We start from the raw sequence: 14,293 nt of genomic DNA, 5'->3' as shown, positions 1-14,293 counted from the left end.
TTCGTTTCTGGAAGGACTTCAACCATGAACAAGCGCTTCATCGCCACCGCCCTTACCGGTCTCGTCGCCGTCGGCCTCGCGGCCTGCAGCCCGCCGAACCAGAATGACTCCGAGCTGAAGGTCGAGACCGCCAAGGAGCAGGACGCCGCCTCTGTCACTGAGGGCAGCTCCTGGACCACCGGCGAAGCCTCCGCCGAGTCCTCCACCACCGGCACCGCCACCGCAGCCGCCGGCGCCGAGGACATCTCCTTCGTCGACTGCGTCGCCGAGCCGGCCCAGGAGCCGGACCGGGTCACCCTGGACTGCGCCAACCCCGCGGACGCCGTCGTCAACATCCAGTGGTCCACCTGGGGCTCGGATGAGGCGCAGGGCAACGGCACCAACCAGACCACCGGTCTGCCGGCCGTCGTCACGCTGTCCGACGCGTCCACGACCGCCGAGGGCGAGGTCTACACCGCCATCGAGGTCGACGGCGTCGCCGTCACCCAGTAACGCATTCCCCCGCTGACGGGGCCGACCCTCCGCTCACGCGGGCGGGGCTCGGCCCCGTCAGCGCTTTCCGCCGCCCGGCCTCGCCGCCCAGGCGGGAAACCAGAAACCGGGCCGCGCCCCCTGTGGGGCGCGGCCCGGCGTCGACAAACAGGCCGGCGTCAGCGGTTCTGGAAGTAGGACAGCAGACGCAAAATCTCGGTGTAGAGCCAGACCAGGGTCACGGCCAGGCCGAGGGCGACGCCCCAGGCCATCTTGGACGGAGCCCCCTGACGGATGAGCTGGTCGGCGACGTCGAAGTCCTGCAGGAAGCTCATCGCCGCCAGGCCGATGCAGACCAGGGAGAAGACGATGGCCAGGGTGCCGCCGTCCCGCAGCGGGCTCATGCCGGTGAACAGGGCCAGCAGCAGGTTGCCGACGGCCAGGACGGCGACGCCGATGATCGCCGCAGTGATGAAGCGTGACACCCGCGGGGTCATGCGGATGGCGCCGGTCTTGTAGACCACGAGCATGCCGACGAAGACGCCGACGGTGCCCAGGATGGCCTGGCCGATGAGGGCGCCGGCGTCGGCGTCGCCCACGGTCCAGCCGGACAGGATCATCGAGAATCCGCCGAGGAAAAGACCCTCGAACGCGGCGTAGAGCAGGGTCGCGCCCGCGGAGCCGTAGGACTTGCGGAAGGCCTGCACCAGGACGGTGATGAAACCGCCGATGGCGCCGACGACCGTGAGGATCAGGGCCAGGCCCATGTCGACGAAGCTGACGCCGAAGGTCACCAGCGCGAAGGCGACGATGACGGCCAGGGTCAGGCCCGTCTTGGTGACGACGTCGTCGACGGTCATCGGGCGGTCGGAAGCACCGGTGGTCTGGGCGGGCTGGTAGCCGGCGTAGGGATCCTGGTACCCCTGCTGCTGGCGGTAGCTCCCGGCGGTGGCCTTGGGCAGGTTCGTCAGTACGGGGTTGTTGCTGCGCACGAGTCTCCCGTTCCTTTCTAGTATCCCCACCCACCCGGTCTTGACCCGGAATGCAGGCAGGGCCGATCAGTTCTATGTGTTCTAGGTGCCGACGAGGAAGAAGCCCTCCCTCACACACCACTATGTACAACGTTCGCGTCACCGGAAATAGTTCCCGGCCGCAGAAAAATATCATGCCGGGAGCGCCCCCGCGACCGCTCCCCGGCTACGTCGTGGTACCCCCAGTCGGGCTCGAACCGACACTGTGCAGATTTTAAGTCTGCCGCCTCTGCCAATTGGGCTATGGGGGCGTTCCTCCCGGCCGGACGCGCCGAATACGGGATGCGGGTAGTTTACCCTGCCGCCTCCGCGAGCCTGTCAACCAGCCCGGCGACGATACCGTCGAGGATGTCCTTTTCCGAGATCACGAAGCTGTGGACGTCGGAGTGGCGGCTGATCATGTCGATGATTCCGTTGACCACCACGCTGCCGCCGCCGATGACGTCGGCGCGTCCCGGGTGGATCACCGGATGAGCCGCGCGCAGCGCCGCCGGCTCCGCGATGAGGTTGTCGGTGATCACCTGCAGCGCCTCAAAGCTCAACTCGGAATTGTGGATTTCGGTCCGGTCGTAGGTCTCCAGCCCCTGGGCCAGGGCCGAAAGGGTGGTGAAGGTGCCGGCCACACCGACGAAGGTGCGGGCCTGGGCCAGCGGCAGCTGCTCGGCCACCCGCTCCGTCAGCTCCGCGACGTAGTCCTCGGCTTCGGCGATCTCCGCCTCGGTGGCGGGATCGGAGACCATGATCCGCTCGGTCAGGCGCACGCACCCCATGTCCACGCTGCTCGCGCCGAGGATATCGCCCGCCGCCGTGCCGACGATGAATTCGGTGGAACCGCCGCCGAGGTCGATGACGCAGAAGGGCTCCCGGCTGGGATCCAGGTCGGCGACCGCGCCCCGGAAGGACAGCGCCGCCTCCTCCTCGCCCGAGATGACCTCGGCGACGGCGCCGGGCCGGATCTCGCCGAGGAGACGGGCGGTCATGCCGAAGAACTCGTCCCGGTTGACGGCGTCACGGGTCGCGGAGGTCGCGACCATCCGGACGTCGGTGACCCCCTCAGCCTTCATGATCTGGACGTAGGTGGTGAGTGCCTCCCGGGTGCGCTCGATGGCCTCGGGAGCCAGCCGACCGGTGGCGTCCACGCCCTGCCCGAGCCTGACGATCTCGTTGAGGCGGGTGACTTCATGGATCTCGCCGTCCCTGACGTCGGAGACGAGCAGGCGGATGGAGTTGGTGCCGCAGTCGATCGCTGCTACTCGGGTCATGGCGCTAGTCCTCCTGGGGGTCGGTCATGAATCCCGCGGTTCCGTCGGCGTCGACCGTGATGCCCAGCTCCGCGGTGGTGGGCCAGTCGGTGGGGATGGCGGTGCCGCGCAGATCACCGTGCTCGGCTGCCAGGGCCACCGCCTCGGTTCCCAGGCGGAAGTGTCCCGGCCCCTCGGCGAGCGCGTAGGCGATGAGCACGTGCAGGCACTTGACCCGGTCGGGCATGCCGCCCCCGGAGAAGTCGGTGCCCAGGTCCTCGATCTGGTTGCGCGTGGCCAGGAAATGCTCGTGGGCGGCCCGGTAGTCGGCGGCGAGGTCCTCGTCCTCGCCCAGACGCTTCTCCATCCACTTCATCACCTGCGCGACCTCCAGTCGGGAGGCCTCGGCGGTCAGGCGCGGTTCGGTCAGGTAGTAGAGCGTGGGGAACGGGGTCCCGTCCTCGAGCCTGGGGGCGGTTGTGACCACTGCCGGGGCGCCATCCGGGGTGCGGTAGGCGATGTCGAGCACGCCACGGGGCATGCGCCCGAGCTGCTCGGCGATGGAATCCAGATCGGCTTGCGAGACAGTCATGGGCGGTATTATCTCACACCCCCGTCATTCTGCAGGTGTCGCGGGCTCCTCGAGGGGCTCCTCGACGGGCGGAGGAGTCGGGTTGAGGGGCTCGAGCGGGGGTTCCGCCACCGAGTCCCACAGCACCTCGTACCACGCGACGTCGGCGCCGGTGGCGTCGTGGGGCGTGGTCACTGCACCGTTGGCGCTCATGCGCGGATCCAGGATCCGCCAGGCGACCTCCCCCTCGTCGACGACGCCGAGCCGCCGACGGGCCTCCTGGCGGATGAAGTCCTCGTCCTGGTAGCGGGCGATGTCGGCGAGCAGCCGTTCCTTCTCCGCTTCCTTGGCGGCGATGGATTCGGTCAGACGCGCGATCTCCGTGCGGCCCTCGTAGTAGTTGCGCAGCGGGACGGCGATGGCGACGAGGACGAGCAGGACCGCACCGACGATGATGGCCACGCCGCCCAGGGAGATGTTCCGGACCTGGGGCAGCCGCTTCTTCGGTCGCTTCTCGGCACGCTCGCGCGAGGCGACCGGGACGGTGGTGCGACGGGAGATGCGGGAGTTAGCCATGATGTCCGCAAGCATAGCGGCACCCATGAGGAAACCCCGTCTCCCCCACCACGTTGACACAGGTCACACGTGGGCGGTGGAGACGGGGTCACCCCCGGCAAGGCCAGGTTGTTATGCCTGGAAGCGCGGGAAGGCGGAGCGTCCGGCGTAGACAGCGGCGGCCCCCAGCTCCTGCTCGATGCGCAGCAGCTGGTTGTACTTGGCCACCCGGTCGGAGCGGGCCGGGGCGCCGGTCTTGATCTGGCCGCAGTTCAGCGCGACGGCCAGGTCGGCGATGGTGGTGTCCTCGGTCTCGCCGGAGCGGTGGGACATCATGGACTTGAAGCCGGAGCGGTGGGCCAGCTCAACGGCGTCGAAGGTCTCGGTGAGGGTGCCGATCTGGTTGACCTTGACCAGGATGGCGTTGCCGGCCTTGCGGTCGATGCCCTCCTGCAGGCGCTTCGGGTTGGTGACGAAGAGGTCGTCGCCGACGATCTGCACCTTGTCACCGAGGGAGGCGGTCAGGGCCTCGTAGCCCTCCCAGTCGTCCTCCTGCAGCGGGTCCTCGATGGAGACGATCGGGTACTCGGCGACGAGTTCCTCATAGACCTTGGTCATCTCCTCGGCGGTGTGCTCGCCACCCTCGAAGTGGTACTTGCCGTCCTTGAAGAACTCGGAGGAGGCGACGTCCAGGGCCAGGGCGATGTCCTTGCCCGGCTCGAATCCGGCGGCCTTGATGGCCTCGACGATGAGGTCGAGGGCGGCGCGGGTGGATTCGACGGACGGGGCGAAGCCGCCCTCGTCGCCCAGGCCGGTGGACAGGCCCTTCTCGCCGATGACCTTCTTCAGCGCGTGGTAGACCTCGGCGCCGTTGCGCAGGGCCTCGGAGAAGGACTCCGCGCCGATCGGGGCGATCATGAACTCCTGGACGTCGACGCCGGAGTCGGCGTGGGCGCCGCCGTTGATGATGTTCATCATCGGGACGGGCAGAACGTGGGCGTTCGGGCCGCCGATGTAGCGGTAGAGCGGCAGGCCGGCGGAGTCGGCGGCGGCCTTGGCCACGGCCATGGAGACGCCGAGGATGGCGTTGGCGCCGAGCTTGGACTTGTTCTCGGTGCCGTCCAGCTCGATCATGACCTGGTCGATGAGGCGCTGGTCGTCGGCCTCCATGCCCGCCAGCTCGTCGACGATGGCCTCGTTGACGTTCTCCACGGCCTTGAGGACGCCCTTGCCCAGGTAACGGTCGCCACCATCACGAAGCTCGTGAGCCTCGTGGACGCCGGTGGAGGCACCGGAGGGGACGCCTGCGACGCCGTGCGCGCCGTCGTCGAGGAACACCTCGGCCTCGACGGTCGGGTTACCGCGGGAATCCATGATCTCTCGAGCGAAAACGTGAATGATGTCAGCCACTTGGGCCTCCTTGAGCCGTAGATGAGTACGTGATCGTTTTAGTCGTCGCACCCGCATGAGCCGGCCGTCCACCCGCAGGGGTGGACGGTCACGATTAGGACACCGGCGTGCGCGCCGTCATCTATTGTGGCAGAAAACTTTCTTTTGCGGGATAAACTCCGACCGAAATTGATAATATCATTAAGGTGCGGGTTGCCGCAGGGCGTAGGAGGCCGCCGCGTCACGGACGTCGATCAGGTACTGGCGCGACTGGTTGTACCCCAGGATGGCCGCCGTCCACCCCTCGGGGGTCGACAGATCATGCCCCGGCCTGCACAGATGATTGGCCGCGGCAAGCGCCGCGTCGTCGATCTGGTGGGGGTTCGCCTCGCCGTCGCCGTTGGCATCGAGCCCGTAGCGGCGCCACGACTCGGGGATGAACTGCATCGGACCGATGGCACGATCGTGTTCAGCATCACCGTCCCACTCTCCCCCGTCCGTGTCCGGAATCTTCGCCGTGCCGGAGGTGCCGTCCAGCGGAATGCCGACGATCGGCGGCTGGGCGTAGCCGTTCTCGTCGATCTCGGAGCCGCCGAAGAGCTTGCCGGAGTAGGTGCCGTGCCGGGTCTCCACCCAGCCGATTCCGGCGAGGGTGTTCCACTCCAGCCGGCACTGCGGCCAGGCGTCGGCGGCGATGAGCTCGGCGTTGCCGTAGGCCCGCAGCGCCGGCTCGGGAATCCCGGTCTGCCCGGCCAGGGGCTCGGCCCAGTAGGAGAGCTTGTCGGAGGTCCGCCCCTGCCCGTGCACGTCGATCATGGGCACCTCCGCACCTGCGGCCGGGGGAACGTCCTCGGGGATCGGCTCCAGCGAGCGGGGCACGGTCGGCTTCGACGACGTCGACAGCATCCAGCCCACCAGGGCCACGATGAGGACGACGGCGAGGATGGAGCCGCAGCCGCATCCGGCGGCGCGGCGAAACGGCGGTTGTCCCTCATCCATGGCGGTGAATGCTACCGAGTTTCAGCCCGCAAGAGGTAACTCGGCGCCGGAACGGCCGCACATGCGGGCCACCTCCCCTACACAGGGGCACCTTCGGTCACTTGAGTCACATATTTCACATATGCTGTGGGCGGTCATCGATTCCGACTCGACTTCCCTGCTGGACCACGGCCCCCGAGGTCCCCTCCCCCGAAAGGTTCTCCCCATGCGCCGCCTCTCCCTCACCACCGCTGCCACCGCTGCCGCCGTCGCCGCCTCCCTCGCCCTCGCCCCGGTCGCCGGTGCGCAGACCGCCTCCCTCGAGCTCCTCGCCCTGGTCAACGGCGAGGTCGGCACCGCAGACTGCGGTCTCGTCGAGACCGCCCTGACCAATCTCGACCTCGTCGACGAGGACACCACCCGCGCCGAGCTCGTCTCCAACATCAACGCCTACATCGGTGACGACGTGATGCTCAAGTTCGTGGCCAGCACCTCGGTCAACGCCATCGCCGACCGTGCGCTGGAGTGCGAGATCGTCCAGGAGGACCCGAAGGAGGACGCACTCAGCGCCCTGCTCAACTCCTCCGCCGGCGGCAACGTCGGCGTCGAGGCCTTCCTGCCGGTCCTGGTGGAGATGTCCTCCGCCAAGTAGAACCCGGCTTCACGACGCCACCACCGCGGCCCTAGCGCCCGGTGATGGCGTTCTTTTCCGCCTGTTTGCCCTCCGCCCACAGCCGGTTCTGCTCGTCGACGCCGACCGGCAGGGTCGTGCCGTCGAACAGGTAGGGCGCCCGCGAGCGGAGCTTGTCCACGAAGGACTGCGCGACGTCGGCGAAGTCGAAGGCGCCGCGTCGGGAAGCGATTTCGGCGTGGAAGAGGATCTGCAGGTAGACGTCGCCGAGTTCCCTGCGCAGCTCGGTGTCCCCGGCCCCGGAGCGCACCGCCTCCGCGAACTCCGCGGCCTCCTCCTCGAGATACGGCAGCAGTGACTCGTGCGTCTGGCCGGCCTCCCACTCCCCCAGGCTGACCGCACGGCGCATCACCTCCACGGAACGGCGGACCGGATCCCGCCGAGACTGCGCCTCAATCACGTGCTCACCCCGCCCGGCGCGCGCGAGCACCTCCGGGTCGTCGGGATCGGTGGTGACCAGGGTGCCGCGCCCGGTGACGTCCTCGCCGCTGATGAGGGAGTCGAAATTCCAGCGCACCGAGATCGGCACCTCACCGGTGAAAGTCACCGGGTTCTCGATACGTCCATGAGCCTCGAGCGGGATCAGGGTCGGCCACCGGTCATCGAGAATCAGAACTGTCATGGCGTTCATCCTAGGGGGTGCGCCCCGGAGCGGGTCAGTCCCCGACCGAGATGACCTTCTTCGTGCGGTTCTGGCCCGGGCTGCCGGTCACGTCCGTCTTCTCGATGTCGAACATTTGCGAGAAGAAATCCGCCACCCACTGCAGCAGGGGCTCGTCGCGCAGCTTGGGGTCGCCGACGTTACGCCCGGCCTTGGGGAAGGACAGCTGAATCGCCTTCGCCGCGGCGCGGTAGGTCGAGCCCGGGTAGAGGCGCTTGAGGCGTACCTGCTTGGAGTCCGGCAGCTCCACCGGGTGGACCTTGATGCGGGTGCCCTGCACGCCGATGTCGGAGACGCCGGCCCGCCGGGCCTGGTGGCGCAGGCGCGCGACTGAGAGCAGTCGGCGCACCTCCTCCGGCACCGGCCCGTAGCGGTCCTCCATTTCCTCGACGATGAGCTGCAGGTCCTTGTTGTCCCGCGAGGAGGCGATCTTGCGGTAGATCTCCAGGCGCAGGCGCTCGGAGTTGATGTAGGCCTCCGGGATGTGGGCGTCGACGGGCAGGTCGATGCGGATCTCCTTGGGGCCCTGGTCCGTGGCGTCGACGGGCTGACCGTCGGCCAGCGCCTTGTAGGCCTCGACCGCCTCGCCGACCAGGCGGACGTAGAGATCGAAGCCGACGCCCGCGATGTGACCGGACTGCTCGGCGCCGAGCACGTTACCGGCGCCGCGCATCTCCAGATCCTTCATCGCCACGGCTATGCCCGCGCCCAGGTCGTTGTTCTGGGCGATGGTGGCCAGGCGGTCATAGGAGGTCTCCGTCAGGGTCGCGCCCTTCGGGTACAGGAAGTAGGCATAGCCGCGTTCGCGGGAGCGACCGACGCGACCGCGCAGCTGGTGCAGCTGGGACAGGCCCATGTGATGGGCGTTCTCGACGATGAGGGTGTTGGCGTTGGAGATGTCCAGACCGGTCTCGACGATGGTGGTGCACACCAGCACGTCGTACTCACGGTCCCAGAAACCCTGGACCGTCTTCTCCAGCAGCTCCTCGCCCATCTGGCCGTGGGCGACGACGATGCGGGCCTCGGGCACGAGGTCGCGCAGCTGGCTGGCCTTCTTCTCGATGTCGCTGACCTTGTTGTGGATGAAGAAGACCTGGCCGTCGCGCAGCAGCTCGCGCCGCAGCGCGGCCGCGACCTGCTTGTCCTCGTAGGCGCCGACGTAGGTCAGCACCGGGTGGCGGTCCTCCGGCGGGGTGAGCATGGTGGTCATCTCGCGGATGCCGGTCATCGACATCTCCAGGGTGCGCGGAATCGGGGTCGCGGACATGGTGAGCACGTCGACGTGGCTGCGCAGCGCCTTGATGTGCTCCTTGTGCTCCACGCCGAAACGCTGCTCCTCGTCAACGACGATGAGGCCGAGGTTCTTCCAGTTCACGCCGGTCTGAATCAGGCGGTGGGTGCCGACGACGATGTCCACGGTGCCGTCGGCAAGCCCGGCGAGGATCTCCTTGGACTCCTTCGGCGAGGTGAAGCGCGAGAGTTCCCTGATGGTGACCGGGAAACCGTCCATGCGCTCGGCGAAGGTCTTGTAGTGCTGCTGCGCCAGCAGCGTGGTCGGCACGAGCACGGCGACCTGGCGGCCGTCCTGGACCGCCTTGAAGGCGGCGCGCACGGCGACCTCGGTCTTGCCGTAGCCGACGTCGCCGACGATGACGCGGTCCATCGGCGTAGTCTGCTCCATGTCGTGCTTGACCGCCTCGATGGCGGTCATCTGGTCCTCGGTCTCGACGAAGGGGAAGTTGTCCTCCATCTCCGCCTGCCACGGGGTGTCCGGGGAGAAGGCGTGCCCCGGGGCGGACTGGCGCTTGGCGTAGAGTTCGACCAGTTCCCCGGCGATCTCGCGCACCGCGGCGCGGGCCTTCTTCTTGGTGTTCTTCCAGTCGGAACCGCCCATCTTCGACAGGGTCGGGGACTCGCCGCCGGTGTACTTGCTCAGCAGGTCCAGCGATTCCATCGGCACCCAGAGCTGGTCGGCGGGCTGGCCGCGCTTGCTCGCCGCGTACTCGAGGACGATGTACTCGCGCCGGGAGGTCTCGTCGCCGGTGTTGGTGGAACGCTCCGCCATCTTGAGGAAGCGTCCGATGCCGTGGGTCTCGTGGACGACGTAGTCGCCGGTTTTCAGCGCCAGCGGGTCGACCTTGTTGCGGCGCTTGGCGGGGCGACGCTTGGCGCCGGCGATGTCGCCGACGCGGTTGCCGGTCAGGTCGGTCTCGGTGATGACGACCAACGGGAGATCGGACCCGCCGACCTCCGGGGAGGACATGCGCACCTGCGGGAAAACCAGGCCTGCGTGGCTGAGCGCCTGGTAGAGGGTCACCTCCCCGGGGCTGGGCTGCCAGCCAGGGGTCGCCACGTTGGTGGGGATGCCCTGCTCCCGGAATCTTTCGACCATGCGCTTGATCGCCCCCTCTGCCGGGGCGATGAAGGCGGCGCGGCCGCCGTCCCGGGTGTGCGCCAGCAGCAGGTTCATCATCTGCTGGATCTCGGCGGCATCACCGCGCGGAGTCGGCCCCGGCTCGTACTCGAGCGGCAGGGTGACAGCGTCGTCGGAGGCGAACATGCCCGGCGGGGCGAAGGTCCACCACGGGAGCCCCGCCCGGTGCGCGCGTTCCTCCAGCTCCTCGAAGGAGAGGTAGGACGAGGCCGTCAGATCGAGGCCCTCGGCGGCGACGGGCCCGGCCGCGCCCATGGCGGCGGCCTCCCAGCCGGCCTCCATGAACTCGGTGTCGGTGGCTTCCAGGTCGGCGATGCGGGTGCGGATCTTCTCCGGCGCGATGAGCAGCAGGTGGGAGTTCTCCGGCAGGAAGCTGGCCAACGGGACCATCGGCTTGTCCGTCAGCGCCGGGATGAGCGCCTCCATGCCGTCGGCGGGGATGCCGTCGGAGAGCTTGCTCAGCAGCTCCACCAGCGTGGGGTTTCCCGGGTGTTTGACGGCCAGTTCCGCCGCCCGCCGGGCGACGGCGTCGGTGACCGGGAGGGCGCGGGCCGGGTAGATCTCCACCCGGCCGACCTCAACCTCGGTCAACGTGCGCTGGTCGGCGACGGAGAACTGCCGGACGTCGGAGATCTCGTCGCCCCAGAACTCCACGCGGACCGGGTAGTCGAGGGTGGTCGGGAAGACGTCGAGGATGCCGCCGCGCACGGCGAACTCCCCCCGCTTGGCGACGAGATCGACATGGCTGTAGCCGCGGAAGACCAGCTGCTCGGTGATCTCGCTGAGATCGTGCTCCTCGCCCTCGGCCAGGCGGATCGGCTCCCGCCCCTCGGCCTCCCTCAGCAGCGGCTGGCAGAAGCCGCGCGCGGCGGTGACCACGACCCGGTGCTCGGCCATGTGCGCCAGCACCTGGGCCTGGCGCCCGATGATGTCCGCGCCCGGGGACAGCCGCTCGTGCGGCAGCGTCTCCCACGAGGGGAAGAGCGCGACGGTGTCGCCGAGCATGGCGCGCAGCTCGGCGGCCAGATCCTCGGCTTCGCGACCGGTCGCGGTCACCACCATCACCGGCGCATGATGCGCCAGGGCGCCGATCGCCCACGGGCGGGCCTGGTCGATGGCCTCGACGTGGAGACGGCTGGCCCCGACGTTGCCGACCAGCCCCCTGAGTTTCGGATCGCTGGCCGCCACCTTGAGCAGCCCCGCCAGCATCGCCGGCGCCTGTGTGGTGCCTTTCCTGGACTCCCCCATCGGCTACGCCCCCTCCTCGTTCTCTGCTGTCTTCTTTTCCTCATCGCGAGGCACGGATTCCGTTCCCTCCGGCGGGTGAGGCGTCAGCTTCGGCTTCGCCTGCATTCCGGACAGACCATTCCAACACATGTTGACCAGGTGGGCCGCGACGACCTCCTTCGAGGGCTCGCGCTTGTCCAGCCACCACTGCGCGGTGTTGGAGACCATGCCCGTCAGCGCCTGGGCGTAGAGGATCGCCGGCTCCGAGTCCAACCCGCGGTGCTCGAAGGCCTTCCCGAGGAAATGAGCCACCCGGTTGACCACGGAGTTCATCAGGGTCGCGTAACCACGCTCCTCCCCGGGCGCCTGGTCGCGCACGAGGATGATGAAGCCGTCGGTCTCCTCCTCGACGTAGGTCAGCGCCGCCATGACGACCTTCTCGATGCGTTCCAGCCATCGCCCCTCCTGGATGGCCTCCATGAGAGCCGCCTCCAGGGCCAGCATCTCCCGGTCGATGATGACCGCGTAGAGGCCTTCCTTGCCGCCGAAATGCTCGTAGACAACGGGCTTGGACACGCCCGCCCGGCTGGCGATCTCCTCCACCGAGGTGCCGTCGAATCCCCGCTCGGCGAAGGTGGCCCTGCCGATGGAGATGAGCTGTTCACGGCGCTCACGCCCGGTCATCCGCTGTCTAACCATGTTCCTCAGGGTATCGCGCCCTGCCGACAGGAGTCTGTTTCGGCTGTCCAGAGTCCTTCGGGTAAGCTCTCTCAGGCGCACTCTCGTGCGTGTTTCCCCATGGTGTAATGGCAACACTACGGTTTTTGGTACCGTCATTCCAGGTTCGAGTCCTGGTGGGGAAGCTTTTTCATTTTCCCGGCCCTACCGGAGCCCGGCCGGGCCTGCCCCCGCCCCGCCCCGCCCGACGGCCTTGCCCCACCTCATCGCCTCTGTACCGATTCAGTAAATTCCCGGAAGCTGGGAAAACGGGGTGGGCCGAATTGACCGTTCCGGTGAAGCTCCGAAGAATGGTCAGACATGCATACTCTCAGCCGGCGGGCGGCCCGCGCGGTCGCCGCCACCGCCCTCGTCGCCCTCACCCTGGCGGGATGTTCCTCGACCGGCGGCGCGCCCCGCCCGGCCGAGGACGCCCCCGCCCAGCGCACCGACGGCGGCCTCAACGCCGGGCAGGCCGACACCGAACGTGCGGTCGTCGCGATGGTCAGCCACGGCGCCCCCGGCGACACCTTCTGGGATCTCGTGCGCCAGGGCGCCGAGGACGCGGCCGCCAAGAGCAACATCGAGCTGCGCTACTCCTCCGATCCACAGGCGCCGAACCAGGCCAACCTGGTGCAGTCGGCCATCGACGCGCAGGTCGACGGCATCGCCGTGACCCTGCCGAACGCCGACGCGATCGGCCCCACCGCCCGCAAGGCCGCCGAGGCGGAGATCCCCGTCGTCGCCCTCAACGCCGGCATGACGGAGTACGACCGCTTCGGCATCCAGGGCTTCTTCGGCCAGGACGAGGCCGTCGCCGGGGAAATGGCCGGCAGGCGGCTGCAGGAGGAGGGCGCGACCGACGTGCTCTGCGTGATTCACGAGCAGGGCAACTCCTCACAGGAGGCGCGCTGCGCGGGCGTCGAGGAGGGCATGGGCGGCTCGGGGGTGGAGATCCTCTACGTCAACGGCATGGACTTGACCAACGTGCAGGCCACGCTCACGGCGAAGCTGGCGCAGGATCCGGGGATCGACTGGATCATGGGCCTGGTGGCCCCAGTGGCGCTGACGGCGCGCAGTTCCGTCGACGCGGCGAACTCGGCCGCCCGCATCGCCACCTTCGACACCAACGCCCAGCTGGTGGACGCGATCGCCCAGGAAGAAATCGCCTTCGCCGTCGACCAGCAGCCCTACCTGCAGGGCTACCTCGCGGTGGATGCGCTGTGGCTGGCCATGCGCAACGGGTCCACGATGGGTGGCGGACAGCCGGTGTATACGGGACCGGCGATCGTCGACAAGCGCAACGTCGACGTCATCGCCGACGCCGCCCGGGCGGGCCTGCGATGAGCCGGCTCCTGGGACGCCCCGAGCTCGCCAGCCTCCTCGGCGCCGTCGCCGTCTACGTCTTCTTCTTCATCGTCGCCCCGGCGTTCCGCAGCCCGAACGCCTTCGCCACGGTGCTCTACGCCGCCTCCACCATCGGCATCATCGCCGTCGCGGTCGGCCTGCTGATGATCGCCGCGGAGTTCGACCTGTCCAGCGGCGTCGCCGTGACCACGGCCGCGCTCGCCGCCACCATGCTCAATTACAACCTCCACCTGAACTCCTGGGTCGGCGCGCTCCTCTCGCTCGGCGTCGCTCTCGCCATCGGGCTGTTCAACGGCTACCTGGTCACGCGTACCGGCATCTCCTCCTTCCTCATCACGCTGGCCTCCTTCCTCATGCTGCAGGGGCTCAACCTCGCGGTGACGAAGCTGGTGACCGGGCAGGTCGCCACGCCGATCATCTCGGACATGGAGGGCTTCTACTGGGCCAACATGGTCTTCGCCTCCAACGTCAACGTGTTCGGCGTGCCCGTGCGCGTCACGGTGTTCTGGTGGCTCGGGCTGGTCGCGGTGGCCTCCTGGGTGCTCATGCGCACCCGGGTCGGCAACTGGATCTTCGCGGTGGGCGGCGACCCGCAGGCGGCGCGCGCGGTCGGAGTGCCGGTGCGGGCGGTCAAGATCGGCCTGTTCATGTTCGTCTCGTTGGCGGCGTGGTTCGTCGGCATGCACAACCTCTTCGCCTTCGACTCCATCCAGGCCGGTCAGGGCGTGGGCAACGAGTTCATCTACATCATCGCCGCGGTCATCGGCGGCGTGTCGATGACCGGCGGGCGCGGCACCGCCTTCGGCACGGCCATCGGCGCGCTGATCTTCGGCATGGTCTACCAGGGAATCGTGTACGCGGGCTGGAACCCGGACTGGTTCATGTTCTTCCTCGGCGCGATGCTGCTGGCCGCCGTCCTGGTCAACCTGGCGGTCGCCCGCCACAACGAGAGGCACTGA

Annotated in this window: 13 protein-coding genes and 1 tRNA gene; 4 read left to right on the top strand and 10 right to left on the bottom strand. The window is 68.4% G+C overall.

The annotated features are described in order from the left end of the window. The first annotated feature begins 24 nt into the window (after positions 1-24). Positions 25-492 carry a hypothetical protein gene (locus CGUA_RS04545; RefSeq protein WP_290197906.1) on the top strand — a complete coding sequence of 156 codons (468 nt, stop codon included), beginning with the start codon at positions 25-27 and terminating at the stop codon, positions 490-492. Between the two features lie 158 nt (positions 493-650). Here the strand turns inward: CGUA_RS04545 and CGUA_RS04540 are convergent, their stop codons facing one another. From CGUA_RS04540 to CGUA_RS04510, 7 genes are all read right to left on the bottom strand, one after another. After that, entirely contained in the window at positions 651-1,463 is an 813-nt protein-coding gene (locus tag CGUA_RS04540; RefSeq protein WP_290197905.1) for a Bax inhibitor-1/YccA family protein, read from the bottom strand. Positions 1,464-1,676: 213 nt separating this feature from the next. Next, positions 1,677-1,753, bottom strand: a tRNA-Leu gene (locus CGUA_RS04535). Between the two features lie 42 nt (positions 1,754-1,795). Beyond that, positions 1,796-2,764, bottom strand: a complete 969-nt coding sequence (locus CGUA_RS04530) for a Ppx/GppA phosphatase family protein (protein ID WP_290197904.1) — start codon at positions 2,762-2,764, stop codon at positions 1,796-1,798. A gap of 4 nt (positions 2,765-2,768) precedes the next feature. Next, the gene (locus CGUA_RS04525; protein ID WP_290197903.1) at positions 2,769-3,335 is read right to left on the bottom strand and encodes a DUF501 domain-containing protein; all 567 of its coding nucleotides are present in this window, start codon (positions 3,333-3,335) and stop codon (positions 2,769-2,771) included. A 24-nt stretch (positions 3,336-3,359) separates the two neighbouring features. Further along, complete coding sequence (locus CGUA_RS04520; RefSeq protein WP_290197902.1) at positions 3,360-3,890, bottom strand: FtsB family cell division protein; 531 nt, start codon at positions 3,888-3,890, stop codon at positions 3,360-3,362. A gap of 111 nt (positions 3,891-4,001) precedes the next feature. Then, complete coding sequence (gene eno, locus CGUA_RS04515) at positions 4,002-5,279, bottom strand: phosphopyruvate hydratase (RefSeq protein WP_290197901.1); 1,278 nt, start codon at positions 5,277-5,279, stop codon at positions 4,002-4,004. 180 nt (positions 5,280-5,459) lie between these two features. Next, positions 5,460-6,257 carry a lytic transglycosylase domain-containing protein gene (locus CGUA_RS04510; RefSeq protein WP_290197900.1) on the bottom strand — a complete coding sequence of 266 codons (798 nt, stop codon included), beginning with the start codon at positions 6,255-6,257 and terminating at the stop codon, positions 5,460-5,462. A gap of 205 nt (positions 6,258-6,462) precedes the next feature. Here CGUA_RS04510 and CGUA_RS04505 point away from each other — a divergent pair, with 205 nt between their 5' ends. After that, positions 6,463-6,888 carry a hypothetical protein gene (locus tag CGUA_RS04505; RefSeq protein ID WP_290197899.1) on the top strand — a complete coding sequence of 142 codons (426 nt, stop codon included), beginning with the start codon at positions 6,463-6,465 and terminating at the stop codon, positions 6,886-6,888. A gap of 31 nt (positions 6,889-6,919) precedes the next feature. On the opposite strand, the gene CGUA_RS04500 is transcribed toward CGUA_RS04505, so the two are convergent. The 3 genes from CGUA_RS04500 to CGUA_RS04490 are packed head-to-tail and all read right to left on the bottom strand — an operon-like array spanning position 6,920 to position 11,948. After that, positions 6,920-7,549 carry a MazG nucleotide pyrophosphohydrolase domain-containing protein gene (locus CGUA_RS04500; RefSeq protein WP_290197898.1) on the bottom strand — a complete coding sequence of 210 codons (630 nt, stop codon included), beginning with the start codon at positions 7,547-7,549 and terminating at the stop codon, positions 6,920-6,922. A 34-nt stretch (positions 7,550-7,583) separates the two neighbouring features. After that, positions 7,584-11,270, bottom strand: a complete 3,687-nt coding sequence (gene mfd, locus CGUA_RS04495) for a transcription-repair coupling factor (protein WP_290197897.1) — start codon at positions 11,268-11,270, stop codon at positions 7,584-7,586. A gap of 3 nt (positions 11,271-11,273) precedes the next feature. Continuing rightward, complete coding sequence (locus CGUA_RS04490) at positions 11,274-11,948, bottom strand: TetR/AcrR family transcriptional regulator (protein ID WP_290197896.1); 675 nt, start codon at positions 11,946-11,948, stop codon at positions 11,274-11,276. Positions 11,949-12,287: 339 nt separating this feature from the next. Here CGUA_RS04490 and CGUA_RS04485 point away from each other — a divergent pair, with 339 nt between their 5' ends. Both CGUA_RS04485 and CGUA_RS04480 read left to right on the top strand, forming a co-directional pair. Continuing rightward, entirely contained in the window at positions 12,288-13,313 is a 1,026-nt protein-coding gene (locus CGUA_RS04485; protein ID WP_290197895.1) for a substrate-binding domain-containing protein, read from the top strand. Further along, positions 13,310-14,293 (top strand): ABC transporter permease, encoded by a 984-nt coding sequence (locus tag CGUA_RS04480; protein WP_290197894.1) that lies wholly within the window; start codon positions 13,310-13,312, stop codon positions 14,291-14,293. The genes CGUA_RS04485 and CGUA_RS04480 overlap by 4 nt, the downstream gene beginning before the upstream one ends.

Source organism: Corynebacterium guangdongense (genome assembly GCF_030408915.1).
Lineage (GTDB): Bacteria > Actinomycetota > Actinomycetes > Mycobacteriales > Mycobacteriaceae > Corynebacterium > Corynebacterium guangdongense.
This window is presented reverse-complemented; position numbering and strand designations above follow the sequence as displayed.

Bases quoted from the DNA above. Each gene is read 5' to 3' on its own strand.
- CGUA_RS04545 (WP_290197906.1), top strand. From the start codon at position 25: ATGAACAAGCGCTTCATCGCCACCGCCCTTACCGGTCTCGTCGCCGTC.
- CGUA_RS04530 (WP_290197904.1), bottom strand. From the start codon at position 2,764: ATGACCCGAGTAGCAGCGATCGACTGCGGCACCAACTCCATCCGCCTG.
- CGUA_RS04525 (WP_290197903.1), bottom strand. From the start codon at position 3,335: ATGACTGTCTCGCAAGCCGATCTGGATTCCATCGCCGAGCAGCTCGGG.
- CGUA_RS04520 (WP_290197902.1), bottom strand. From the start codon at position 3,890: ATGGCTAACTCCCGCATCTCCCGTCGCACCACCGTCCCGGTCGCCTCG.
- CGUA_RS04510 (WP_290197900.1), bottom strand. From the start codon at position 6,257: ATGGATGAGGGACAACCGCCGTTTCGCCGCGCCGCCGGATGCGGCTGC.
- CGUA_RS04505 (WP_290197899.1), top strand. From the start codon at position 6,463: ATGCGCCGCCTCTCCCTCACCACCGCTGCCACCGCTGCCGCCGTCGCC.
- CGUA_RS04500 (WP_290197898.1), bottom strand. From the start codon at position 7,549: ATGACAGTTCTGATTCTCGATGACCGGTGGCCGACCCTGATCCCGCTC.
- mfd (WP_290197897.1), bottom strand. From the start codon at position 11,270: ATGGGGGAGTCCAGGAAAGGCACCACACAGGCGCCGGCGATGCTGGCG.
- CGUA_RS04490 (WP_290197896.1), bottom strand. From the start codon at position 11,948: ATGGTTAGACAGCGGATGACCGGGCGTGAGCGCCGTGAACAGCTCATC.
- CGUA_RS04485 (WP_290197895.1), top strand. From the start codon at position 12,288: ATGCATACTCTCAGCCGGCGGGCGGCCCGCGCGGTCGCCGCCACCGCC.
- CGUA_RS04480 (WP_290197894.1), top strand. From the start codon at position 13,310: ATGAGCCGGCTCCTGGGACGCCCCGAGCTCGCCAGCCTCCTCGGCGCC.